Raw genomic sequence first — 24,793 nt, 5'->3', positions numbered from 1 at the left:
GCCATGCGGCTGAAGACCTTCTCCGCCCCTTCCCTTGCCGAGGCGATGGCGAATATCCGCCGCGATCTGGGTGAGGATGCCATCATTGTGGCCACCGGTGATGCGCCGGGCGGCGGCGTCGAAGTGCGGGCCGCCTCTGACAAGCCGCGCGGCGGGGATGTGATCGAAGCACCGCGCGAACGCGCCGAACGCATCCATCGGGATGTCCGGCGTCAGCGCGGCGATGACAGCGACGGCGTCGACCGGATCATCCGCGCCCTCGGCTTTCACCGGGTGCCGGATGCCGCGATTGAAGCGCTCGCCCGATTTTGTGACATGCAGGAAGACGCGACTGCGGCTCATTCGCTCGCGCAAGCGCTGGAGAGCCGGTATCGCTTTGCGCCGCTGGACGTGGAAGCGGGACAGACCTTGTTGTTTGCAGGCGCGCCCGGCGCGGGCAAGACCGCGACGCTGGCGCGCATCGCGGCGCGGGCGGCCGCATCGAATGTGCCGGTTCTGATCCTGGCCACTGATTGCGAACGCGCCGGGGCAGAAGCCCGGATTTCCGAACTTGCCGACAAGCTGGGCTTTGCCTACGCAATTGCCGATGATCCGCGGGAAGCAGAAAACTATGCGCTGAATGCCGGCGATCAATTGCTGCTGGTCGATGCCCCGGCGGGCAATCCCTTTGATCTGGATGATCTGGATATGACTGCTGCTTTTGCCGCCGCGACAGAAGCCGAGATCATAGCCGTGATCGATGCCGGGCAAGCGCCCGAAGACGTGACGGAATCAGCTTCCCTTTATGCCTCCATCGGCGCGCGGCGCACCATTATCGGCAAGGCCGATTGCGCCCGGCGCAAGGGCGCGATCCTGGCCGCCGGCGAAGCGGGTCTGGCCTTCGCCCATGTTTCCGCCAGTCCCTATATCGGGGCCGGGCTGGCACCCGCGACGCCCTTGCGCCTCGCGCGGACGCTGCTCGACCTTCACGATCTGCCCGACGATGTCAGCCTTCAGGGAGATGAGGCATGAGTTTCCTTCCCGAAAGCAATGCCCCCGCAGGACGGATTCTTGCCATTGCGTCCGGAAAAGGCGGTGTGGGAAAAACCTTGATTGCCGCCGGATTGGCACAGGCGTTTTCCGCCCAGGGCGAGCGTATGCTGCTCATTGATGGTGATCTGGGGATGGCGAATATCGACGTCCAGCTCGGCCTCTCGCCGGATGCCGATCTGGCCGCGGTCATGTCCGGGCAAATCCTGCTGGAAGATGCCTGTCAGCCGGTCATGGGCGGGGCGCGCCAACGGGGCGGATTTGATGTAATTGCCGGACGATCGGGTTCTGGCGGTCTCGCCGGCATGCGGCCGGATGCGGTAAACCGTCTGGCGGCCGCGTGCGCCACCATCGCCCTGTCTTATGAACGCGCCATTCTGGATCTTGCCGCTGGCGCCGATGATTCCACCATGCGGATGGCGATGGCGGCCGATGACGTGCTGATCGTGATCAATGACGAGCCGACCTCGCTGACAGATGCCTACGCCTTCGTCAAACGCCTGCGAATTCGCGATGAGACGGCGGCGCCACTGGTCGTTGTCAACAATGCGCCGACAGCCGAGAAGGCCCGCGAAGCCTACGCCGCTTTTCGCAAGACCTGTCAGAGTTTTCTCGGATTTGCGCCCGCGCTTGCCGGTATTGTCTCCCGCGATGAGCATGTGCCGCTGACGATCCGGGCGCAGATGCCACTCAACCAGCGTTCGCCGAATTGCGCCGCCATGTGCGATATCGCAAAACTCGCCTCGGCCCTCGCCGCAGGGCGCGAAGCCGCGTAAGGTGGTCCCATGGACGCAATACTCGACAGACTTTCGGGCGGTTTCACAGCCACGGACTGGTGGCTGATTCTGGTCTGGTCCCTGTTCGGGGCCTTGATCATGCGCCGGGCCTCGCAATTGCCGGTCGTTGTCGGCCTGGCTTTTGTGGCCGATACGATCACCCCCTATTTCCTGCGGATTGCGACGGGTGTCACGCCGGATTTCGCGTTTGATCTGATGCTGGCGCGGCTGGATGAACGCGGCGGTCTCGTCCTTCTGGCGCGGCTTTTCATCTATTTTGTTCTGATCGGTCTCCTCTTTGCGGCCCGGGGACGGTTCGGGCGGCGCTGATGATCGCGCTCACCTCCTCCTTGCTGGCCAGCCTGTTTCTGCCGACGGGGTGTTCCATGCCGGGCTGGAGCTTCTGCGTGCGGATGCCCGCCGATGCCCGCATGGAAGTGGCGCAGGACCAGACGGACCCGGTCATTTACCGGTTCGAAATGGTGGACGGCTCGAACGCATTCGTGGCAGTCGGCCAGTCCAATGCAGTGGTTTATGGCGGCCAGTGGTCGGAGCGGCGTCAGGGGCTGGAGACCGTGCGCTGGCAGGCCAATGGTGATGGCCGGATCGATTATTACATTGAGCGCGTCTGGGCCGAGTCGGCCGGCATTCCGCGCTTTCTTCATGCCTGGGTCGAAGCGTCGGAAGCCGGCGAAATTTCAGGCGCCGAGGATTTGATCCTGACGCTTCGGTCCTGCGATCCGCGCATGTGTCCGCCCCTGGGGCCGGTTGCATCGCCTGTCACGCCCATAGATGCGGCGGAAACAGAGAGCGCTGAGGCCAACACGGAAGCGGCCCAAAACGGACACCTTGCCGAGACCGCACCCGCCGCGCCTGAAATGAGTGCCCCGCCCCAAGCGGACGTGAATATTGAGAGCGAGTTGGCCGAACCGGAAATCAGCGCCCCGCCGCGAGCTGAAACGATTGTGGAAAGCGATGCTGCTGCCCCAGCGGATGCGGCACCGCCGGTCGAGCCCGTTGCGCAAGTCACCGAAGCCGAGATTCAGCGGTCCGGCATGGAGACGATTGTGGAGATTTACCGGGCCCCCCTGCCTTCCGATGCGGAAGCAGCTCAGCCGGAAACCGGTCATGAAGCCGAAACAGAGACAGATCAGGCGGACGCTGGGCCGGTGAACGAACCGGACGCGGCCCTTCCGCCGAGCGAAGCCGACGCGGAGACACCACCGCGACGCCGTTCGGGCCCGGTTATGCTGACAGACGGCAATTGATTGCATCCAGATTGCGTATGACCTGCATCCTTCGGGCGATAAACTCCAAAGGATCGCATTATGTTAGAGTTACTTGTTACGGCTGCGCTCAGCACAGCGCCTTTCAACCCCGCCGTCCCCGCCGAATTCCAATTTGGTGAGCCCGTCAACGCACATGACTTTTCCGTCCTGTGCGAAAGCCATACGGTCCGCGAGCTGGATCCGGCGGAAATGCCGCTGGCCATGACGCGCCATGTTCAGGTCGATTGTGACGGCTATGACTATTTCGGTGCCGGGCGGCTGGCCGAATTTGTATTTGCTGATGGCGCCCTCACCCATGTCTGGGTGCTCGTCGAGGACAGCGATCTGGACCCGCTGCAAGCCGCCTTCGTCGAAGCATTCGGAACGCCGGACGCGCAGGCACCCGTCTTCGCCGCCTTCTTCGAACAACGCGCAGCCGTGCGCCGGGATGTGCCCGAAGCCCTCTATTATAGCGAATCCGCCGAACCGCTGTTTGAAGGCTTCTTCTCTCAGTAACCCGGCAGCACTGTCATCCTCCGGTCTCTCCGGGGGATGACAGTGTGTTGGTGGTTATTCAGCGGGTGCTGTCTGATCGGCGGAACCGTCGATTTCGACCTGGGCATTCAGCAATTCCCGGGTTTCCTGCCATGCACCTTCGGTCGTTTCTGCACCGAAGAAGATTCGCATGGAGGCATCCAGCATCGGTCCGTAAAGCAGCGTGCCTTCGGCATCGTCTTCGACCTGGAACCCGGCGGTTTCTGCTTCGAGATTATCCCAGTATTCGCGGACGAGGGTCCAGTAGTCTTCAGTCGCGGCCCAATACCGGTCAGCATTCTCGTCGTTTGGCAAGTCGGTACGGGTGTAGGTGTTGATGCCCACTTCACGCACCAGCGGCGTGGCCTGGCCGGCCTCGTCGACCATCAGCTTGGTGTTGTCCTGCTCGTGCACCCAGCCCCACGGCGTCACGACGTGGCGGTTGACGGCCTCAATCGCCTGATAATCGGTGCGGGTGGTGTCATCGCGGCGGGGCAGCGGACGCCATGACGTGTCCGGTTCCCAGGTCGAAACGCCGCCCTCATGCTCCCAGCGCGCGAGGCCGGCATAACGCGGGCTGTCATCGACCTGATAGACGCTCTGCGACCACGCGCCCGAGGCCTCAGCGGCACCGATCTCGACCATGTCCCAGTCATCATGGCCCTGAAAGGCCATCATGCGGGCGGGCTGGTATTCCCAGTCCTGACGCCAGTGCTTGATGACCATGGCATCGTCGTCTTCGCTGGTTAGCAGGAAGTGCTGCAGGGAAATGAAATCCCCCCGGTCCTCGATAACCCTGACAACTTCCCAGGCACCGGTGCGCTTGTCATCGGCAAACTCGTAACCGGCTTGCAGTGCGACCACTTCGCGGAAATCGAAGACCACGTCATACTCGCCCGCCATCGCCAGAATGGCTTCGCGATCGCGCTGGAACTCCGCCTCGCTGCGCTCAAAGGCCGGTGCGCTGGTTGTCGCAGTCATATCTGCCACGCCTGTGGTGGCGCAGGCCGTCAACCCGATGGTGAACGCGCCGACAAGAACAAGTCTGATGATCATGGCCATTTCCCGTGTGTCTGATGTGAAACCCGCCCCACTGGTATCGCGAATGATTCGCACTTGCAATCGCAATTATGAGGTGGCAATGAGCGCAGGACGGTTTCTGCGAACGATTTGCAAAAAGGATCTCCCATGTATTTGCGCGCTGCCCTTCTTTCGTCTGCCTGCGGGCTCGCCTTTCTGGGATTTTCCGGGGATGCCCGGGCCCAGCAAACCGGTACAGATGATGAGGCCGCCAGCGAGGACATCATCATCGTGCGGGCAACGCGGACCGAAATTCCCGCCTTCTCCTATCCGGGGCAGGTTTCGGTCATTGATCAGGAGACGCTGGAACTGGTGGATCCGTATTCGCTGGAAACCCTGCTGCGGCAGATCCCGGGCGTGGAGGCGGGCGGCGGCCCCCGCCGGACCGGCCAGACCCTGACCATTCGTGGTCAGTCCCGTGAAAATGTCACCCTGCTGCTGGATGGGGCCCGGCAAAATTTCAACTCCGCCCATGACGGCATTTTCTTTGTCGACCCGGCTCTGCTCTCTTCTGTGGAATCCGTGCGCGGCCCGGCCTCCGCGCTCTATGGTTCCGGCGCGTCGGGTGGCGTCATCGCCTTTGAAACCGCAGATGCAGGCGACCTGCTGGTTGAGGGTCAGTCATTTGGTGCGCGCGCGACGGCGGGCTATCGTTCTGTCGATGAGGAATTCTCCGTGTCCGGCGCGGTCTATGGCGTCAATGGCCCGCTGGACGCGCTCGCCTATCTGTCCCGGCGCGACAGCGGGGATATTTCGCTCGGGTCCGGAAATGAATTGCCCGCCGATGATCAATCCGTTTCCGGCCTGTTCAAGCTGGGACTGGATGCGGCTCCGGGCGTGCGCCTCGAAGGATCGTGGCAAGCGCTGCGGGCCGAAGCCACCGAGCCCAATAATGGTCAGGGCAATAATCCGACCGGGCAGCTCAACCCGCTGGTCGACAAGGACATCACCACGGACACTTTCCGACTGTCGGGCGCAATTGCTCCCGCCGGCACCGTCCTCGATCTCAATGTCACCCTGTTCCAGTCGACCTCTATTGTCGAGGAAACCGAGACCGTGGGCGGACGCGTTGTGGATCGCGAACTGGAAAGCCGGGGTATCCGCGCGGATCAGCGCTTCGAATTCGGCCTCGGCCCGGCCGAGGCGGCGCTGACCGTTGGCGGTGAAATCTATGAAGACGAACAATCGGGATTTGACTCGACTGCGCCGGGCAATGTGCGGGGCGGTGTGCCAGATGCATCGACCCGGTTTTCCGGGCTTTTCGCGCAATTGGAAGTCACCGCCCATCAACCCTTCGGTCTGCCGGGCGAGGTCGTGCTGCTCCCCGGCATAAGGCTGGACGACTATGAGAGCGAATCCGCGCTTGCCGGCGGCAATAGCGATAATGCGACATCCGGCCGGTTCGGCGTCAGCTATGCGCCGAATGACACTCTCCTTTTATTTGCCAACTGGGCCGAAGCCTTCCGCGCGCCCTCCGTCAACGAGATCTATCTCGACGGCACGCACTTCTCGCTGCCACACCCGGTTCTGGGCGCGCCGACCTTTATCTCCAACCGGTTCATCGCCAATCCGGCCTTGCGTCCGGAAAGTACCGAAACCCTCGAGATCGGTGCCGGCCTCGCCTTCGACGGGACGTTCCGACCGGGCGACCGGCTGGAAATCAAGGGCTCATGGTTCGAAACGCAAGCTGCGGACCTGATCAATCTGTCGGTCGATTTCAACTTTGACCCAACCTGTTTTGCGCCGCCCTTCCTGCCCTGTTCGGCGGGAACGACAAACAGTGCGAACGTCTCGTCAGCCACGCTGACCGGATATGAAATCCAGCTGGATTACGAGAGCGGGGCGTTCGGGCTGACGGCCGCGCTGTCAGCGACCGACGGCGAGAATGATGCGACGGGTGCGCCGGTCGGCTCGCTGACGCCTGCGCGGCTATTTGTCGATGGCCGCTGGCGGCTGGAGGATTATCGCCTCGTGCTCGGCGCGCGGGCAGAGATTGCGGGCGCCTTCGACAAGACAGCAATGGCGGCGGAAGAACGTGATGGCTATGCCACGCTGGATCTCTATGCGCGATGGCAGCCCGGCGAGACTTCGCCGGTTACGCTATCCGCTGGCATCGATAACGCCTTCGATGTGGATTATGCGCGGGTGTTTGCCGGCACAAGCGAAGCGGGCCGCAGCGTCCGCATCGGTGTTAGCTGGAGTGGCGGGCGGTAAACTCAACTTTGCCGACCCGAATTTCCCCTCCCCTCGATGGGGAGGGTGGACGGACCGCCAGGTCCGGCCGGGTGGGGTGACTGGCATCCTCACCCCTACCGGTTTCGCTTCGCTCAACCACCTCCCCCATCAAGGGCGAGGAAATACTCTGTCGCATTTGAAATCTGGCTAATGCGCCTGACGACGACGGGTCTGGGCGATCTCGTCGAGCTCGGCCTGTTCCTCGGCGCGCAAGGCATCCTCGATGCGGGCGACCCGGCGTTCTTCGAGAAGCTCATACTTCTTGAGCTCACGGAAGGCGGCTTCCAGCCGTTCGCGGATGCCATCCGCCTGCTGGTCGACCTCGTCGAGCGAGGAGCGGATATTCTGCTTTCGCTTGATCACCGCCTGAGCATAGCTGCCATAGGCGATATAGCCGTCCTTGTTATCGGTTGCGGCGGCCTGTTCTTCGGGCACGGACGCTTCCAGACGTTCGATCTGATCATTGAGCGAAGTGCGCACGCGATCAATATCGGCCAGCTGTTTTTGTAATTCTTCGACCTTGAACCGGGCCAGCCGGATCAATGGCTCATGAGATCGTGTCATGAGGTACCTCCATCACCACCCAAAATCCCGGCCAGAGTTGCAAAGCTCTCATCAATGGATGTGGCTTCATCTTTCCCCTGACCGAGGAATGCTTCGAGCGGACCGTTGAGCGCAATGGCGTGGTCCGTCTCTTTATTCGATCCGGCGGCATAAGCGCCCAGCCGGATCAATTCTTCCATGTCTGCATAGACCGAGAGGCTGCGGCGAGCTTCGCGAACCAGATCGGCTTCATTATTCTCGTAAACTTCCGGTGCAACCCGGCTGACCGAGCGCAAAACATCAATCGCCGGATAGCGGCCGCGTTCGGCGATCTCGCGGCTCATAACGATATGGCCGTCCAGAATACCGCGGACGGCGTCAGCGACCGGTTCATTGTGATCGTCGCCATCGACCAGCACGGTGAAAATGCCGGTGATCGAGCCGGTGCCATCCGGGCCCGGCCCGGCGCGCTCCAGCAGGCGCGGCAATTCGGCAAAGACAGACGGCGTATAGCCGCGCGTCGTTGGTGGCTCGCCTGCGGCCAGACCGATTTCGCGCTGTGCCAGGGCGACCCGGGTGACGCTGTCCATCAGACAGAGGACATTCTTGCCCTTGTCGCGGAAATACTCCGCCACGGTGAGGGTCAGTTGGGCGGCCTGCCGGCGGGCCAGTGCCGGCGCATCAGAGGTTTCTGTAATGACAACGGATTTACGGCGGCCTTCCGGCCCCAGCACGTCTTCGACAAATTCGCGCGCCTCACGGCCTCGTTCGCCGACCAGACCGATGACGATGACATCGGCGTCGGCATTGCGGGCGAGCATGGACATCATCACCGATTTGCCGACACCGGACCCGGCGAAGACGCCAAGGCGCTGTCCGCGCCGCATGGGCGTAAAGACATTCAGAACGCGCACGCCCAGATCCATGCGCGGGCCCAGACGTCCACGGCCATGCGCACAGGGCGGACGCCCGCGCAAAGGATAGGAGACGGGCCCTTTGGGCAGAGCCGCACCGCCATCGAGCGGATTGGCAAAACTGTCGATGACGCGGCCCAGCCATCCCGTGGACGGGCGGACGGTGGCAATATTCGGATCCAGCCGCGCCGGGGCACCGGGACGAACCCCGTCCACCGGCTCGAACGGCATCATGATGGCGGATTGCCCCTTGAAGCCGACGACTTCGCAAATCGCTTCGCCCTGAGCGGTATCGATATTGGCACGCGAGCCGAGCGCAAGGCCTGCCGCCGGGCCTTCAACCTCGACCAGCAAACCATTGATGCCCGTCACGCGTCCGGTCATGACGCGCGGGTCCAGTGATTCGATTCGGTCGAGTAGCGCCTGCATTCTTGATCCTCGAACGCCCGTTCTGGGCGCTTTGAAGGTTCAAGCTAGCAAATTGCGGTTAGGACCACGTAAACGGCGCAGCCTAAAGTTCAAAGTCGAACAGTTCCGACAGAAAGCTCTCGCGGCGCTTGGGCCGGCGTTCGTCGTGACGCCGGACGTCGCGTTGGCGATCACCTTCCCATGCGCCCGATTGGGGTGCGGCGGCACGCGGCGCTTCGGCGCGCTCGATGATCTTGTCGAGCTCGCCGCGATCCAGCCACACACCGCGGCATTTCAGGCAATAATCGATCTCGACGCCGGACCGGTCAGCAATCACCAGGGTTTCACCATCAATCGGGCATTTCATCGGGACGCTCCTTCAAGCAGATTTCTCTGCTATCTAGTGAAACCGGACTGCCCGATAAGGGGGAATTGCAGGAAAGCTGTCCCTCCCGCTACTGGATACACTCCCCATCGCCAAGCTCTTCCGGGTCCTCGTCGATGGGAAGAATGATCGTTACGCCGCCATCCTGGTTCGAGCCGGGCGTGTCGCGGGTCGGGATCGTTCCCGTGAAACTCATGACGCCGCAGCGAAACGCGGGCGCATTGCCGCTGGTATCGACGTCAGCCGGGACAAATACCCCACCATAACCGGCCTGGTTGGCAATTCGCAACGCGCCGAGCGATGCGTCATACATAAGGTCAATCTGTGCCTGGGTCAGTCCGTTGACGGCAGGCTGGTGCGGTACGAATCCGTCCAGCAGGCGGGGCGCGTCTCCGGCGCCGGTAGCGACAAAGCCGGTCCCGCCAGCTTCTCCCAGACTGACTGTTGTTTCCGTGTTGATCGCAGGACTCGCCTGAACTTCATTGAATGGATTGCGGCCGAATGCGGCCCGGAAGAACCATCCGGCCGGCGTCTCCGGCGAAACATCCTGACTTGGTGGCGCGCCGGCACAGCGGGCCGAGCCCGCCTGCGCGATATCGACCAGCCCGCCGCCTTGTGCGTCCCAGTGAATTCTGACACCGCGATCTCCGTTTTGAGCAACCAGCGCGACGGGAAAATTCCGGTCGGTTTCCTGAACCGTACCGGAACCACCCCCCGCAATTCGGGCCGTGCCGGCACCGGATTCAGACGGAAATTCCAGCTGAACGGGACGGAAAAAATCAATGACCCCCATCTGGAACTGACCGTCGGCGAATTCCAGAAATCCGTCCAGTTCGACCGGTCCGCCACTGCCCTGTTCCTGCGACACCAGAAGGAAACCGCCGGATCGCGCAAATTCGCCGCCGGTATCGCCGTCGACCTGGGTTACGCATTGCTGAACGGGCGCAATAATATCGTCAAACGGAGGCTGTGCCCTGGCTTCCACGCCAGAGCTGTACCCGCCGAACATGGCATCCAGAAGCTGGTTCCAGTCGCCCGCGAAATCAGCAGGCCGATCAAGCCCGGTTGTGTCCGGCTCGGGCGCTGCCCGCACCCGCAAACGCAGCTGGTCCGGATAATTCGGTACGCCGTTCTGCGGCGGCACACGCAGGCGAACGGCGAACAGGCGCACCTCATTCGTGGGCCAATCCGCCACACGCACAATGGTGTCCTCGGGCCCGGTGCACACGCCAGCCGCATCGGTCTCGCAAATCGTCGGACGATAACCGGCCTGCAGCCTTGAAAAGCCGGTGACTTCCGGCACGACAATAAAGTTTGTAGCGGGCCCTCCGATATTGACGGCCGCCATCGTCATCAGCGCCGCGCGGGGTCCGGTTGTGCCGATGCGGGCGACACCATCATTCGAAAGTGTGTCGCCAATCATCACGATATCGGGTGGATTGCCGGCCTCGATCACGACCTGGAAGTCATTGACCAGCGGGATTCGGCGAAGGTCGAAAATGGTGTTGTCCGGATCGGTACAGCGGATGGGGATCAGAACATTGCCGCGATAGGCGCGGTCGACCGTTACCACCACTACATAGTTCTGGCTCGAATGGGCCGGGATATCGACAAAGCCGTTTGCGGTATCGCCGAGTGTGGTGCCGTCATAGGTGAAGAATTGCGCCCGGCCACTCACACCACCCGGACGGGTGAAGAAGCCGCCAAAACGTGGCTGACAGGTCATCGTCACATTCCGGGCGTTGGAAAGGGTCGCGAGAAAGGTCAGTTCCTCGTCTGGCGTACCGGTTCGCGCATTGGGCAAAATCGACCAATTAACGGTGCCTTGCGCAAAAACAGCTGCAGAAAATATTAATGCGATGAGCGTGCCGAGCCTGATTTGCATGGCGAGTTACCTCCGCTGATCTGACTCAACCTTATGCATATACAGGCAAAAAGCCGAGTCAAAATTGAAAACGGAACGAATCGCGGACGGACTCGATTCTGCCATTTGAGTCAATTCGCGGTTAACTTTCGTTAACGCTTTGCATCTACCGTCCGAAGCACGTTAACCATGGAACCAACGGCGAAGTGATTCGCCGGACTAGCGGGGCGGAGAATATCCATGCGGGTTTTGCTGATTGAAGATGATCGCGCGACAGCGCAATCCATCGATCTCATGCTGAAGTCGGAAGGCTTCAATGTGTATACAACCGATCTGGGCGAAGAGGGCGTCGATCTCGGCAAGCTCTACGACTATGACATCATCCTTCTGGACCTGAACCTGCCGGACATGCCCGGCTTTGACGTTCTGAAGACGCTGCGTCTGGCCAAGATCGAAACACCGATCCTGATCCTCACCGGCAATGCCGACATTGACAACAAGGTGCGCGGTCTGGGCTGCGGCGCCGACGACTACATGACAAAGCCGTTCCACAAGGACGAAATGGTCGCACGTATCCACGCCATTGTCCGCCGCTCGAAGGGCCATGCCCAATCGATCATCAAGACCGGCGATATCGGCGTCAATCTGGATGCCAAAACCGTGGAAGTGGACGGACACCGCGTTCACCTGACCGGCAAGGAATACCAGATGCTGGAGCTGCTCTCGCTGCGCAAGGGCAATACGCTGACCAAGGAAATGTTCCTGAACCACCTTTATGGCGGCATGGACGAGCCGGAACTGAAGATTATCGACGTCTTCATCTGCAAGCTGCGCAAAAAGCTCGCGGCTGCGACCGGTGGTCAACACCATATCGAAACCGTCTGGGGACGCGGCTATGTGCTCCGCGACCCGGTCGAACAGAAGAATGTGGCGTAACCCGCCTCTTCTCCGACCTGACTGAAGGACAAGCCCGGCGCCCCCGCTCCGGGCTTTTTCTTTGCCTGATTTCCGGAATGTGGCAGTCTTGTTCGCAGATAAAGGGGAGTTTTCATGCTGATTTCCGCTGCGCTTCTGGCCGCCAGCCTTTCTGCCGTTCAGAACGAAACGCTGACCTTGCCCAACATGCCCGATATCGACACCGCCACGCAGGAACAGGTCGACGCCTATCTGGATTTTCTCCAGTCAACGCTCCAGCAGATTGATGACGTCGATTCCTTCGGTGCGAACTGGAGCCGCTTCATCGCGCAGAGCGCCGAATTGACCTCGCATTACCGGGTCCGTGATCCCTTTGCGCTGACCGCAGAGCTGACCCGGATCTATGACGATACCGAAGAAGCCATGCCCGGCACCGGAGGTGAGTTTGAATGGGCGCTCGGCCTCGATTTCGATATCTCGCGTCATGAGACCACATCGGACGGCGAAGCGTCATCCGGGGAAGCCGGGCTGCCACCGCTGCCGGAATACTTCTGCGAGAGCGGCGAACATACGGTCGTGGCCGAAACGGACGCGCCCTATGGCCAACGGCTGGACCTTTGCCTCGCCTATGGTCCGGATCCGGAAGAGGACGGACATTACTTCGCCGAAGCACAGGTCATTCACCGCTATGCCTACACACTGCCGAATGGTCACGGGAACGGGTATTACGATATCCATGCCGCGGCCTCGCTCAGCGATGAAGCCGGGCTGGACACCATGCGCCTGGCTACCCGCGATCTGGCGGAATCGGTGGCGGAACAAATGTCGCTGCGCCCGGAATTGATCGGGGCGGTGGAATAATCAGCTGACTTCGCCCGCAGGCAAACCCTTTCAGGCGGCCTGCTGGGCGGTCTCCATGGTGCGGGCATAGACGCTGCGCGCACCTGACATGGCGCGATAGTATTCGCCGGCACCCGCGATGGTTTCGCCTTGCCCGAGCACCAGATATCCGGCCGGACCCGAAAGTTCCGAGATCATGCGCAGGGAATGACGGCGCGCATCCAGTGTGAGCCCTGACAACACATTGCGGCAGAAGATGATGTCGAACGTGCCCAGTCCCTCGGAGGGCCGGAGAATATTGCCGCGCTCAAACCGGACCCAGCGTTTGATGGAATCTTTCAGCACCCATTGCTGGCCATGCGGTTCGAAATGTTCGATCAGGCGGTGGATGGAAAGACCACGCTGGACCTCGAACTGCGAATAGGCCGCCGACTGCGCCCGCTCTATGGCACGACGGGAAATATCGGTGCCGACAATTTCAATATCCATGGCACCGAGGCGCGCCTTTTGCTCTTCGAGCAAGATGGCAAGCGACCAGGCTTCCTGCCCCGTGCCGCACCCGGCGCACAGAATGCGGATCGGCGCCTTGCGGGCCTTCACCCGGGCCAGAACCGGCAGAATGTCGGCCATGAAATGATCCAGCGGTGCCGGGTCGCGGAAGAACCACGTCTCATGGTCCGCCAGACTTTCGACGACGCGCCGCCAGAGACGATCATCCTTTGAACTTTCCAGCGCCCGCACCAGATCTGCCTGACTGTCATAGCCCTCTGATCGGGCCACAGGTGCCAGCCGCGCCTCGACCAGATAGGTCTGGGCTTGCGGGATGGCGATGCCGGCCCGGCGGCGGGCTTCCTCGGAAATGGTTTTGATGGCGGCGGCGTCCAACATGGTTTTATTCCCCGATCAGGCCGACTTGCTGGAATTTCGACTGCACGATGTCCGTGTCGAACGGCTTCATGATGTATTCGTCGACCCCCGCGCGCAGCGCTTCGGTGATCGAGGGCACATCATTTTCCGTGGTGCAGAAAACAACGACCGGCGTGTCGCCATTGGGCTCCTGACGGAGTGCCTTGACGAAATCGATGCCGTTCATGACCGGCATGTTTCGGTCGAGCAGGATCGCGTCGGGCATGGTCTTGCGGCAGTAGGCCAGCGCTTCCGCACCGTCTGCGGCTTCCTCGCAATTCAGCTTGAACCCCTCGATGATGCGGCGGGCGACCTTTCGGATCACGCGGCTATCGTCCACGACAAGGCAGGTTTTCATGGCGCTCATCTCTCCGTGACGCATGGATCAGCGTCTGAAGGAGAATCGTCGCGCGCTTTGGTTAACAGGGGTTTGAGAAATCAGGCGGCGAGTGAGGCTTTCGGAGCGACAAGCGCCACAAACTCCACGCGGTCCTGGCCTTTGCTGGCAGTCACGCGCCCTCCCGTCGAGCGGGCAATCAGGCCGGTATAATAGGGCTGGATCGAGCGGCCATTGAAACCGTCCTCGGGCTCATGACCTTCGAGGGCACCCTCGAAGTCGGGCTTGAGGTCGGCTTTCGGGCCTTCGGCGACCAGATGCAGACGCACACCGCCGGCGCCGTCATCATTGGCTTCCACCGTGACCGTGCCGCCGCGGGCCGCAGACGTGGCCGCTGTCATGCACAGATTGAGCAGCAAACGAGCGGCGGTCTTTTCCAGCCCCGGCGCGCTGACCTTCCAGACGAGGTCGGGGCGAAGCGTGGAGAAATAGTTTTCTGCAAGGCGTTTCAGTTCGGACGATTCCATCGTTCCCGGAGCTGAACCGGCGGCACCGAAAGCAATCCGAGCAAATTCCAGCTTGGCTTCGGCCTGGCGGGCATTTTCGCGCACCAGATCAATCGCATTCTCGCGCATGTCTTCGGAGTCATCATCATCCAGCACGGAAAAGGCCATGCCCATGGCGGAAACCGGGCTGACAAGGTCGTGGCAGAGACGGGCGCACAAAAGTGCGGCCATCTGTTCGGGAGCGAGTTCGGCGGGTTTGATCTGGGTCATGTTTTATCCTGATACATGATTCTGCCAAGATGTCCTGAACTTGCGATTTCGCACTGTCAGTAAGCTCTTGGCAACTTCCTTACGTCACGTCATTGTCATGCCCGCGTTGGAAACTGACTGTAGGACCGCAGCGGGCGCGGTTCTTGCTTGATGGTTGAACGAAGCAAGTTAGCTATCCATTAAAGGCCAGTGATGTCCGGATTTGATGTACGTTCCCTTGATGAAGTTCGCCGCCGTTCGGCTGCGATCATCGCAAGTATTGCGCTATCCGTTATCCTGTTGATTGCATTGATCTTCAGCCGGTTTGGCGGTGACACCCCGGCCAGTGTCAGCGAGCCGCAAACAGCACCTGTCATTGAAGCATCCGCAGGCGATACCGCGATTGCTCTGTCGCGAAGCGAGCCGCAATACACAATCACTCCGGTCGAAAGCCTGCGCGATCTGGAACATGCTGCCTTCTATACCGACTGCGTCGCTTGCCCGCTGGATACACAAACGATTGTTGCCACAGTGCCCAGTGGCGGCACGCTGGCAGGCGTCCTCAACGAAGCCGGAGCATCGGGCGGCGATGTCGCCCGCGCGGTCAATTCGCTGGATCCGGTCTTTGAAGTCCGCCGCCTGCGCGCCGGTCAGGACATCACCGTCTATCTGGAAACGCCCCGCAGCGCAGAAGACAATGAAGGCGAGCGCCGCCTTTCCGGTTTTTCTTTCCGCCCAGCTATCGATCGCTCGATTACGGTGTCACGTTTGGCGGACGGTTCCTACCGCGCACGGGAAATGACCGCCGAGTTCGAACGTGAGCTGGTCCGCTCCTCCGGCTCCATCACGACCAGCCTTTATGTAGATTCACTTGCCGCCGGTGCCACAGACCGCATCGTCGTCGAGCTGGCCGGAATCCTCGCCTATGCCGTCGACTTCCAGCGCTCCATCCGCGAGGGCGACCGCTTCGACGTGGTGTTCGAGCGCTTCCTCGATTCCGACGGTAATGTGATGCGCACGGGCGATATCCTCTATGTCATGTATGCGGGCCGCGGTGATCCGCTGGAATATTACCGCTATGAATCGGAAGACGGGCAGATTGCCTATTTCAACGAGGACGGCGAAAGCGCCCAGCGCCTGCTGATGATGACGCCCATAAACGGCGCGCGGCTTTCTTCGCACTATGGCATGCGGCGCCATCCGGTCTTGGGATATAACCGACTGCACCGGGGCACGGATTTTGCCGCGCCGCGCGGCACGCCGATCTTTGCCGCCGGTTATGGCGTGGTAGAACGCGCCGACCGCTTTGGCTCATTCGGTAATTATGTGCGTCTGCGCCACTCGAACGGCTTCCAGACCGCCTATGCCCACATGCAGGGATTTGCCCGTGGCATCACCGCCGGTGCGCGCGTGCAACAGGGGCAGATTATCGGATATGTCGGCACGACTGGCCGCTCGACCGGGCCGCACCTGCACTATGAGGTCCATCACAATGGCCAGTCGGTGAACCCGATGGCGCTGGACCTGCCCACAGGCCGGACACTGGAAGAGGACGAAATTCCGCTCTTTGTCGCCGAACGGGATCGCATCATCGATATTCGCGACAGCGCACGCAATGCGGCCGAGACCGGTGATGCCGCCGCCTCCCGCATTGTGTCAGCCGAAGGCACTCCGGGCGCACAATAGCGCCTTCTGCCATGACTTGACCTTTTGTCCGGACGGGCCTATCCACCGCGCCGGGCCAAGGCTGCCTGCCGTTTGCAGGACACATGTCCATGGTGAAAGCCTCTCGATTTCGATTTTCGGTGTCTTGAAAGATCCCGGAATGAAGGCAATGCGAACCCCTTCGAAACGTTCGGGATCCTCACAAGGATCGAAATGATGCCCCCTACCCTGTCCCTGCCCTCACTCGAGGCGCTGAAAGCGCAAGCGAAACGCTTGCGAAATGCGCTCGCCGAAGAGGGCGATTTCATCAAGCATGGCGAAGCGCTGGAGCTGGTCGCCCGGCAATTCGGCTATCGCGACTGGAACACGCTTCATGCCGCCGCCGGCAATCGCGCGCCGTTACCGCTCGCGGTTGGCCAGGACGTATCCGGCCTTTATCTGGGCCAGCCCTTCAAGGCCCGTATCCTCAGCCTGCAGACGCTGGCCGAAGACGGCTTTATGCGAATTGCGCTTGATCTGGACGAGGCGGTCGATGTCGTCAAATTCGACAGCTTCTCGGCCTATCGAAAGCGGATTCAGGCGACGATCAAGGCGGATGGCTCGACGGTGACCCGCACCTCTGATGGCGAACCGCATTTGCGGTTGTCCCTAGCCAGCGCAGCATAAAGAAAACCCCTCTCCGAAAATGGAGAGGGGTTCGTTCTCCGGATCTAGTTGACCATCACATCCGGCGGAGCGGCGGCTTCGCGGGAGATGATCTGCCCGTTGATGACCAGATGGCCGCCTTCGGACGAGACCTTGATATTGTCGCCGTCCTTGAGCTCACCCTCGAGCAGAAGCCGGGCGAGCGGATCCTGCAACTCTTTCTGGATCACGCGTTTCAATGGACGCGCACCATAGGCCGGATCAAAGCCCTTGTGGGCGAGCCAGGAGCGGGCCGCCTCGTCCAGCTCGATCGTCATGCGGCGATCAGCCAGCAGTTTCATCAGGCGCTTCATCTGGATATCGACGATCGCGCCCATTTGCTCCTCGGCCAGCCGGCGGAAGAGAATGATCTCGTCCACACGGTTGAGGAATTCCGGGCGGAAATGCGCGCGCACCGCGCCCATGACCGCGTCGCGCTTGGCCTCGGAAGCATCCGCACCCTCGGGCTGCGGCTGGAATTGTGACCCGAGGTTGGAGGTCATGATGATCAGCGTATTGCGGAAATCGACCGTGCGGCCCTGACCATCGGTCAGGCGGCCATCGTCGAGGACCTGCAAGAGCACGTTGAACACGTCCGGGTGGGCCTTTCGACCTCGTCGAACAGCACCACCTGATAGGGCCGGCGGCGCACGGCCTCGGTCAGCGCGCCGCCCTCGTCATAGCCGACATAGCCTGGAGGCGCACCGATCAGGCGGGCGACGGAGTGTTTTTCCATATATTCCGACATGTCGATGCGGGTGATCGCGCTGTCGTCATCAAACAGGAACTCGGCGAGGGCCTTGGTCAGTTCGGTCTTGCCGACGCCGGTTGGTCCGAGGAAGAGGAAGCTGCCGAGCGGGCGGTTCTCGTCGTTGAGGCCGGCACGGGCGCGGCGCACGGCATCAGAGACGGCTCTGAGGGCTTCGTCCTGACCGACAACCCGGCCCCGCAGGGCAACTTCCATCGAGAGCAGTTTCTCGCGCTCGCCTTCGAGCATCTTGTCGACCGGCACGCCGGTCCAGCGTGAGACCACGCCGGCGATCTGTTCGGGGTCGACGACCTCCTTCGACCATGACATCGCCATCGGCCTGCATTGTCCGCCTCGGCCTTTGCTTTTCGAGATCGGGAATGATGCCGTATTTCAACTCGGATGCCTTGCCGAGATCGCCTCGCCGTTCGGCGTCGGCCAATTCGGCCCGGGCGCGATCCAGCTTTTCCTTGACGTCCGTCGAGGAGGCCAGCTTGTCCTTTCGGCCTGCCAGGCGGCGGTGATCGTCGGACCGGATTGCTCCTGAAGCTCGGCGATTTCGCTTCCAGCTTTTCGAGCCGGTCGCTTTCGAGGCGGCGTCGTTTTCCTTTTTCAGCGCCTCGCCTCGATCTTTCAGCTGCATGATGCGGCGGTCCATCTCGTCCAGCTCTTCCGGCTTGGAGTCGATCTGCATCCGCAAACGGGCCGAGGCCTCGTCCATCAGATCGATGGCCTTGTCCGGAAGGAAACGGTCCGTGATGTAGCGATTGGACAGGGTAGCTGCTGCGACGATGGCGCCATCGGATATCCGCACACCGTGGTGGACCTCGTACTTTTCCTTGAGGCCCCGCAGGATGGAGATCGTATCCTCCACGCTGGGCTCGCCAATGAAGACGGGTTGAAACCGGCGCGCCAGCGCGGCGTCCTTTTCGACGTGCTTGCGATATTCATCCAGCGTCGTGGCACCGATGCAGTGCAACTCGCCGCGCGCAAGGGCAGGCTTGAGAAGATTGGACGCATCCATCGCGCCATCGGTCTTGCCGGCCCCGACCAGGGTGTGCATCTCGTCAATGAAGAGAATGATATTGCCCGGCGGCCGCAGATCTGACCTCGTTGAGCACGGATTTCAGACGTTCCTCGAATTCACCGCGATATTTTGCACCCGCAATCAGCGAGCCCATATCGAGCGCCAGAAGTTTCTTTTCCCTGATGCTTTCCGGCACGTCACCGTTGACGATGCGCAAGGCCAGACCTTCGGCGATGGCGGTCTTGCCGACGCCCGGCTCACCAATCAGGACGGGATTATTCTTGGTCCGGCGGGACAGCACCTGAATGGCGCGGCGGATTTCCTCATCCCGGCCGATGACCGGATCAAGCTTGCCTTCGCGGGCCGCTTCGGTGAGATCGCGCGCGTATTTCTTCAGGGCGTCATAAGTGTCTTCTGCAGACTGACTGTCGGCTGTCCGGCCGGCGCGCATGTCATTGATGGCGGTGTTCAGCGATTGCGGTGTGAGACCGGCATTCCTGAGAATGTCTACCGAGTGTGCGCCTTTGACGATGGAAAGCGCCTGCAATATCCGCTCGGCGGAGACGTATTGGTCGCCGGCCTTCTTCGAGGCCTCTTCGGCGGTCTTGAATACATCGGCGGTTTGCGGTGCCATATAGATCTGGCCCGCGCCTGCGCCTTCGACCTTGGGCAAGCGGCCCAGCGCCAGATCGGTCTGGTCCTGAACTGCAGCGGCATCACCGCCGGCGGCCTTGATCAGATTGACCGACAGACCGCCCTCGTCATCGAGCAAAGCCTTGAGCACATGCTCGGGCGTGAATTGCTGATGCCGCGCGGCCAGCGCGTTTTGCTGGGCGTTCTGGATGATGGATCGCGCACGATCCGTATAGGTTTCAAAATTCATTTCTGTTCCATCCCCCGTTCTGGCGAGATTGCAATTTCAAGGCCGCCCTGGATAAGGCCCGGCCTCGTGTCTGCTGTGGAGATAGGTGTTGCCTATTCACCACACAAGATGGGTGCGATAACAAAAACCCCGGCGCGATGGCCGGGGCTTGTCAGTTTCAGTTTTCATGCTGCGATCACGCGGCTTCGGTTTCGGAGCCGCCGCCGGATTTGCCATCGGAGCCGTCAGAGTCCGGAGCCTTGCGCGGGCGACGGCCGCGGCGCGGCTTGGGCTGCTCGTCCTCATCACCGGACGTGGAAATATCGGTTTTCTGTCCGGCTTCCGGATCCACGACTTCCATCGGATCGCGCTTGTCCTCGGTTGGCTGACGGCGAGGCCGGCGGCCGCGGCGCGGTGTCTCGCTTTCGGGCGGCGGGTTGTCGCTGTCATTTGACTGGCGCGATTGCGGCTGGTCACCGCCATTGGCGGTCTGCTGGCCGTCGGAATGATTGTCGGAATCATTGCGATTGCGGTAATTCCGCCGGCGATCATTGGCGCCATCGCTCTGATTATTATTGCTGCTTTGCTGTTCCTGCTGGCGGTTCCGGCGCTGCTGCTGTTCGATGAGAACGGCCTGCTGCTCGGAAACAACGCGGAAATAATGGTCCGCGTGCTGGTAGTAATTTTCCGCCATGACGCGATCACCAGACGATGAGGCGTCCCGGGCAAGCTGCATGTATTTTTCGTGAATTGTGGCCGCATTGCCCCGGATTTTGACGTCCGGTCCATTGCTTTCAAAAGAACGATTACCCTGATTGCCGCTGGGTTTCCCCCGGCCTCGTCCGCGCTGACGCTTCATCGTCGTCAATTCCTCGTCATTGTCAGGCTGCAAGTCATACCGCTTTCCCCCGTGTACTCGCGGCGCGCATCATCCGTTGAAGATCAATACCGATAACGAAAACAGACGATAAGCTGGAGGGGAAATATATGCGCCCGACAGCCCTGCCCGGTGCGCCTTCCCTCAACTTGCCTGCACGCTAGCGCGGCTTGGTTCATTTTCCAAGTGCCTTTGTCGGTTGGGGATTATGGTTTGTGACCCGAGACCACACGCGGCTGTCCGCCGAGATCACGGGTCGTCGCGATATCGGCAAATCCGGCGGCCCCGGCCAGCGCGCTGACGGCCTCTGCCTGATCATACCCGATCTCGACTGCCATCCGCCCATAAGGCTTCAGAATGCGGAAAAGCTCTGGCAAAAGAAAGCGATAGACATACATACCGTCATCACCGCCATCCAGCGCGATACGCGGTTCATGATCGCGTACCTCCGGCTCCAGCGTGTCGATGACCGCGCTGGTGATATAGGGCGGGTTGGACACCGCGATATCGAGACTGTTGTCTTCGACACTGTCAGCCCAGTTGCCGGTGCGGAAAACCGCCCGCGCCTCAAGGCCATTCCGGAAGGCATTTTCGCGGGCAATGGCGAGCGCCGATTCGCTGATATCGACACCCAGACCGGATGCGTTGGGCAATTCAGACAGGAGTGCGAGCAGGATGGCGCCGGAACCGGTGCCGAAATCGGCGATTTCCAGCGCAGCGCTCTTGTCGCCGGCATGCTTCAACACAGTCTCGACCAGCGTTTCGGTATCGCTGCGCGGGGTCAGCACGTCGGGCGTGACCTTCAGGTCCAGCGTCCAGAAGGGCTTGTCACCAAGAATGTGGGAGAGTGGTTCACGGCGGGCGCGGCGGGCGACCATGTCGTCGACGTGCGCGTCATCCGCCGCTGCGAGAAGGATATGACGCAGGTCGACAGCCGCCTCGCCGATCCCGGCAGATTTCAGTTGCCCGATCCAGCGCGCCTTGCGGGCCGCGTCTGTCATTGCCCCGCTCGCGCCTCATCGCCGGGGCGAATATTGCCGCCCTCGATCACCTCGACATACAGACCACACTCGAAATGGCCATAGTGCTCACGGAGCAGGGCAACGACATCGATATCGCGTTTGGCGGTGTGCGGGTCGACATGGGTGGCCGTGCAGCGCTGAATGGGTTTGAGGCCTTTCAGGCGGACCTCGCCGATGACGATGTCCTGATCCGTCATGTCCAGCTCTGACCAGGCGGGCCAACCGTCGACCATGATATTGCCGCGAAACCGGGCCGGGTCGATCTTGCGGCCGATTTTCGTTTCAAAATCGCGCACGCTCTCCAGGTTGATGATCGAGACAAAACCCGTGCGGCTGTCCATGAAGCGGTGGGCATCCGGCGCAGTCAGCACTTTCAGCGGGCCGCGCGTCTGCCCGGCCAGAATACCGGACAGCCAGGTCACGAAAACCGTGCGCCCGCCTGCGTCGTCCAGATCAATCGTGACCTCGCCGAAATCAGGATGCCAGGCGGTCAAACTGCCCTCGTCCTCATTCCATCTGGTGCGGATGGCGGCCACGTCCGGCAGTTTTGCCAGCACGGTGAAGGCCATTTTGCCGATATGCTGCGGAGTGTCCGGATCAAAGCCGGAGGGGCCATCCTCGACGGCATACAGCCGGTCACCGGGAAAATGTGCGCCAGCGGTCAGACGGACGAATTCCAGCGGTTCCGGCGTGAAGCCCTTGACCGGATGACGGGCGAGCGCGGCAACGCGCCCCGTCATGCGTCTTCCATGGCGGCCAGACGCGCCGCCTCGTCCTCGGCGACAAGGGCAGAAATCACCTCATCCAGAGCATTGCCGGACAGAATGTCCTGCAGCTTGTAGAGCGTCAGCTTGATGCGGTGATCGGAGACCCGGTTTTCCGGGAAGTTATAGGTGCGGATTTTCTCCGACCGGTCGCCGGAGCCCACCTGTGATTTGCGCGCATCGGCGCGTTCGGCATCCGCGGCGGCGCGTTCCATGTCGTAGAGGCGGGTCTTCAGAAGCTGAATGGCGCGGGCGCGGTTCTGGTGCTGGGATTTTTCCTGACACAGGACCACAATGCCGGTCGGAAGGTGAGTCATGCGAACGGCGGAATCGGTCTTGTTGACGTGCTGACCGCCCGCCCCCGAGGCACGCATCGTATCAACGCGGATGTCCTCATCTTTCAGCTCGATATCGATCTCTTCCGGTTCCGGCAGGATGGCAACGGTGGCCGCGGAGGTGTGAACGCGGCCCTGGCTCTCGGTGGCGGGAACGCGCTGGACGCGGTGCACGCCGGATTCGAACTTCAAACGCCCGAACACGCCATTGCCGGAGATCGACGCGATGACTTCCTTGTAGCCGCCGACCTCGCCCTCGCTGGCGGATTCGAGCTCGAATTTCCAGCCTTGCAGCTCGCAATAGCGGCGATACATCTCGTAGAGATCGCCGGCAAAAAGCGCCGCTTCATCGCCGCCAGTGCCAGCCCGGATTTCCAGCATGGCGTTGGCCGCGTCGTCCTTGTCCTTCGGCAGGAGGAGCAGGCTCACCTCCCGCTCCATCTCCGGCAGTTTTTCCTTCAGCGCGTAGAATTCCTCGCGCGCCATGTCGGCCATTTCCCTGTCGCCGCCCTCCATCATCTCTTCGAGATCGGCAAGCTCGGCGCGGGCGGCTTTCAGCTCGCGCGCCTTCTCGGCGACCGGCTTCAGCTCGGAATGTTCCTTGGACAGGCGCACGATCTCGTCGCCTTTGCTGGCGGCGCCGAGGCGGGCTTCGACATGTTCGAACCGGTCAATGACCTGTTCCAGACGGGCTTCTGGTGCGTGCATGGCGCTTCATTAGCGGGATTTGATGAATTGCGAAATGCTTGAAACCATACATAGACGCAGGCATCATCAGCCAAATGTGGAAATCTATTTTTCTATTTTGCCTGGCTCTAACGATAGGCTTGCCAACTGGAGCGTATCTGGGGGCTCGTCGTCCGGCTCCTGTGGCCCATCATGAGGGTCCGGAGTTTCCGTTGAACCAATTGGATGCGTTGCGGACAGATTGGCTCAATCGAGCCCAATTCGACTGCGATTATGAAGTCTTCGTATTTGAAGAATTCTTTCATCCTGTTTCTCGCTACGCTTCCCCAAGCAATCCGGAAACGCTGCTGCCGTGGTGGATCGCGGAACGAGCCGAAGCCGGCGATCCGGATGCCCAGACCATTGCTGCTTATTATTCCTTTGGAACCCAAGACGGACTCAAAAATGACGAATTTTTCGCCGCTTTGCTAGCCGCTGCCGAATCCGGATCGCGTTACGCACAAGCCGAAATCGGCGGCCTTTATCGCTCAGGCGAACTTGGAAATCCTATCGATCGCAATCTTGCTGTGATTTGGCTTAGGCGTGCGGTTCGGCAGGGTGAACCTATGGCTGCATGGAATCTCGGTGAAATGTATCAACGCGGAGAAGTCCAACCATCTCAAGGAGACAGCAGATCGCGACAACAGGCGGCTGCCGATGCGTATCTGTTTTCTGCATCTGAATGCTATGAAGGCGCGTTCCAACCGTTACTGGCCTATTTGCAAGACGAAATGACCATACCGACCGACATTGAGGCTGTGGCCCAAATTCGATTAGCAACTGCGCCTCGAGAGCCCAACCTGCCGGATGAATTCTGCGATAACTTTGGCTGTGTTCCCTGGGGCGGTCGCCCCGAAGAAGAAAGGCTAGCCCCCCAGCAGCGCCCCGACGTTGATCCCGGCCATCAGGACGAGAACGAGTGAGGACAGCATGAACACCGCGAAGCGGACAGGAATGAAATTCCACAAGGCCTGAATGAGGCTGTGGGCAATGCGCAACGCAACATAGCCCCAAGCCGCATAGACCATCACCGTTGTGTCCGACCCGGCCAATGAGGCATAGAAGACCAGCGCATAGAAAATGATCGGCTGTTCGTGCAGATGGTTGTAATTATCCGCGATGCGGCGGACTTCCTTCGGCAGGACATCCATCTCGGATTTTTCCTGCAGTTTCGCCGGATTGATTTTCGCCTTCTGCATGGCGGGGATACGCGTGGCATACATCCACAACCACATGACCAGCGTCCAGCAGATCAGGGCAAGGGCGGGGGTTAGAATGGTGTCCATTAAAGTGT

At 61.0% G+C, this 24,793-nt stretch carries 24 protein-coding genes and 1 pseudogene; 11 read left to right on the top strand and 14 right to left on the bottom strand.

The genetic code is table 11. From position 1 onward, the window contains the following. Positions 1-3 precede the first annotated feature (3 nt). The 5 genes from HXX25_RS01350 to HXX25_RS01330 are packed head-to-tail and all read left to right on the top strand — an operon-like array spanning position 4 to position 3,589. Positions 4-1,011 carry a flagellar biosynthesis-like protein (FlhF) gene (locus HXX25_RS01350; protein WP_187166749.1) on the top strand — a complete coding sequence of 336 codons (1,008 nt, stop codon included), beginning with the start codon at positions 4-6 and terminating at the stop codon, positions 1,009-1,011. Next, positions 1,008-1,805, top strand: coding sequence for an AAA family ATPase (locus HXX25_RS01345; RefSeq protein WP_187166748.1), 798 nt, complete (start codon positions 1,008-1,010; stop codon positions 1,803-1,805). Before HXX25_RS01350 ends, HXX25_RS01345 begins: the two co-directional genes overlap by 4 nt. Before the next feature lie 9 nt (positions 1,806-1,814). Then, complete coding sequence (locus HXX25_RS01340) at positions 1,815-2,135, top strand: hypothetical protein (protein ID WP_187166747.1); 321 nt, start codon at positions 1,815-1,817, stop codon at positions 2,133-2,135. Continuing rightward, entirely contained in the window at positions 2,135-3,073 is a 939-nt protein-coding gene (locus HXX25_RS01335) for a hypothetical protein (protein ID WP_187166746.1), read from the top strand. Before HXX25_RS01340 ends, HXX25_RS01335 begins: the two co-directional genes overlap by 1 nt. A 60-nt stretch (positions 3,074-3,133) precedes the next feature. Then, positions 3,134-3,589, top strand: coding sequence for a hypothetical protein (locus tag HXX25_RS01330; RefSeq protein ID WP_187166745.1), 456 nt, complete (start codon positions 3,134-3,136; stop codon positions 3,587-3,589). 54 nt (positions 3,590-3,643) lie between these two features. Here the strand turns inward: HXX25_RS01330 and HXX25_RS01325 are convergent, their stop codons facing one another. Then, positions 3,644-4,663, bottom strand: a complete 1,020-nt coding sequence (locus tag HXX25_RS01325; RefSeq protein ID WP_187166744.1) for a DUF6607 family protein — start codon at positions 4,661-4,663, stop codon at positions 3,644-3,646. A 132-nt stretch (positions 4,664-4,795) separates the two neighbouring features. Here HXX25_RS01325 and HXX25_RS01320 point away from each other — a divergent pair, with 132 nt between their 5' ends. Next, positions 4,796-6,901, top strand: a complete 2,106-nt coding sequence (locus tag HXX25_RS01320) for a TonB-dependent receptor domain-containing protein (protein ID WP_187166743.1) — start codon at positions 4,796-4,798, stop codon at positions 6,899-6,901. A 168-nt stretch (positions 6,902-7,069) separates the two neighbouring features. Here HXX25_RS01320 and HXX25_RS01315 read toward each other — a convergent pair whose 3' ends face one another. The 4 genes from HXX25_RS01315 to HXX25_RS01300 form a co-directional block, all read right to left on the bottom strand. Next, a complete protein-coding gene (locus HXX25_RS01315) occupies positions 7,070-7,486 on the bottom strand; it encodes a flagellar FliJ family protein (RefSeq protein WP_187166742.1) in 417 nt (138 codons plus the stop codon). Beyond that, complete coding sequence (gene fliI, locus HXX25_RS01310; protein WP_187166741.1) at positions 7,483-8,808, bottom strand: flagellar protein export ATPase FliI; 1,326 nt, start codon at positions 8,806-8,808, stop codon at positions 7,483-7,485. The genes HXX25_RS01315 and fliI overlap by 4 nt, the downstream gene beginning before the upstream one ends. 82 nt (positions 8,809-8,890) lie before the next feature. Continuing rightward, positions 8,891-9,154, bottom strand: a complete 264-nt coding sequence (locus HXX25_RS01305; RefSeq protein WP_187166740.1) for a zf-TFIIB domain-containing protein — start codon at positions 9,152-9,154, stop codon at positions 8,891-8,893. 88 nt (positions 9,155-9,242) lie between these two features. After that, a complete protein-coding gene (locus tag HXX25_RS01300; protein WP_187166738.1) occupies positions 9,243-11,057 on the bottom strand; it encodes a hypothetical protein in 1,815 nt (604 codons plus the stop codon). Between the two features lie 219 nt (positions 11,058-11,276). On the opposite strand from HXX25_RS01300, the gene ctrA reads away from it, so the two are divergent. Both ctrA and HXX25_RS01290 read left to right on the top strand, forming a co-directional pair. Further along, positions 11,277-11,972: a response regulator transcription factor CtrA gene (gene ctrA, locus HXX25_RS01295; RefSeq protein WP_187166736.1), complete on the top strand. Its 696-nt coding sequence runs from the start codon at positions 11,277-11,279 to the stop codon at positions 11,970-11,972. Positions 11,973-12,086: 114 nt separating this feature from the next. After that, positions 12,087-12,812 carry a hypothetical protein gene (locus HXX25_RS01290; RefSeq protein ID WP_187166734.1) on the top strand — a complete coding sequence of 242 codons (726 nt, stop codon included), beginning with the start codon at positions 12,087-12,089 and terminating at the stop codon, positions 12,810-12,812. Between the two features lie 30 nt (positions 12,813-12,842). On the opposite strand, the gene HXX25_RS01285 is transcribed toward HXX25_RS01290, so the two are convergent. From HXX25_RS01285 to chpT, 3 genes are all read right to left on the bottom strand, one after another. Then, complete coding sequence (locus HXX25_RS01285; protein ID WP_187166732.1) at positions 12,843-13,679, bottom strand: protein-glutamate O-methyltransferase CheR; 837 nt, start codon at positions 13,677-13,679, stop codon at positions 12,843-12,845. 4 nt (positions 13,680-13,683) lie between these two features. Continuing rightward, on the bottom strand, positions 13,684-14,055 hold the full coding sequence (locus HXX25_RS01280) for a PleD family two-component system response regulator (protein ID WP_187166730.1): 372 nt from the start codon (positions 14,053-14,055) through the stop codon (positions 13,684-13,686). A gap of 80 nt (positions 14,056-14,135) precedes the next feature. Then, positions 14,136-14,810: a histidine phosphotransferase ChpT gene (gene chpT / locus HXX25_RS01275; protein ID WP_187166728.1), complete on the bottom strand. Its 675-nt coding sequence runs from the start codon at positions 14,808-14,810 to the stop codon at positions 14,136-14,138. A 192-nt stretch (positions 14,811-15,002) separates the two neighbouring features. On the opposite strand from chpT, the gene HXX25_RS01270 reads away from it, so the two are divergent. Together HXX25_RS01270 and HXX25_RS01265 are read left to right on the top strand one after the other, a co-directional pair. Then, positions 15,003-16,475: a M23 family metallopeptidase gene (locus tag HXX25_RS01270; protein WP_187166726.1), complete on the top strand. Its 1,473-nt coding sequence runs from the start codon at positions 15,003-15,005 to the stop codon at positions 16,473-16,475. Between the two features lie 195 nt (positions 16,476-16,670). Continuing rightward, positions 16,671-17,120 (top strand): glyoxalase superfamily protein, encoded by a 450-nt coding sequence (locus HXX25_RS01265; protein WP_187167710.1) that lies wholly within the window; start codon positions 16,671-16,673, stop codon positions 17,118-17,120. Positions 17,121-17,164: 44 nt separating this feature from the next. Here HXX25_RS01265 and clpB read toward each other — a convergent pair. The 5 genes and pseudogenes from clpB to prfA form a co-directional block, all read right to left on the bottom strand. Beyond that, positions 17,165-19,796: pseudogene (gene clpB, locus HXX25_RS14220) on the bottom strand (ATP-dependent chaperone ClpB). A 175-nt stretch (positions 19,797-19,971) separates the two neighbouring features. After that, a complete protein-coding gene (locus HXX25_RS01255) occupies positions 19,972-20,667 on the bottom strand; it encodes a DUF4167 domain-containing protein (protein ID WP_233346773.1) in 696 nt (231 codons plus the stop codon). 191 nt (positions 20,668-20,858) lie between these two features. Further along, a complete protein-coding gene (gene prmC / locus HXX25_RS01250; RefSeq protein ID WP_187166725.1) occupies positions 20,859-21,653 on the bottom strand; it encodes a peptide chain release factor N(5)-glutamine methyltransferase in 795 nt (264 codons plus the stop codon). Next, entirely contained in the window at positions 21,650-22,414 is a 765-nt protein-coding gene (locus HXX25_RS01245) for an MOSC domain-containing protein (protein WP_187166723.1), read from the bottom strand. The genes prmC and HXX25_RS01245 overlap by 4 nt, the downstream gene beginning before the upstream one ends. Next, the gene (gene prfA / locus HXX25_RS01240) at positions 22,411-23,481 is read right to left on the bottom strand and encodes a peptide chain release factor 1 (RefSeq protein ID WP_187166721.1); all 1,071 of its coding nucleotides are present in this window, start codon (positions 23,479-23,481) and stop codon (positions 22,411-22,413) included. Before prfA ends, HXX25_RS01245 begins: the two co-directional genes overlap by 4 nt. Positions 23,482-23,519: 38 nt before the next feature. Here prfA and HXX25_RS01235 point away from each other — a divergent pair, with 38 nt between their 5' ends. After that, on the top strand, positions 23,520-24,422 hold the full coding sequence (locus tag HXX25_RS01235) for a tetratricopeptide repeat protein (protein ID WP_187166719.1): 903 nt from the start codon (positions 23,520-23,522) through the stop codon (positions 24,420-24,422). On the opposite strand, the gene HXX25_RS01230 is transcribed toward HXX25_RS01235, so the two are convergent. Further along, positions 24,366-24,785: an MAPEG family protein gene (locus HXX25_RS01230; RefSeq protein ID WP_187166717.1), complete on the bottom strand. Its 420-nt coding sequence runs from the start codon at positions 24,783-24,785 to the stop codon at positions 24,366-24,368. The two genes, HXX25_RS01235 and HXX25_RS01230, sit on opposite strands and share 57 nt — an antisense overlap. Positions 24,786-24,793: the final 8 nt, after the last annotated feature.

The organism is Hyphobacterium sp. CCMP332 (assembly GCF_014323565.1).
Lineage (GTDB): Bacteria > Pseudomonadota > Alphaproteobacteria > Caulobacterales > Maricaulaceae > Hyphobacterium.
This window is presented reverse-complemented; position numbering and strand designations above follow the sequence as displayed.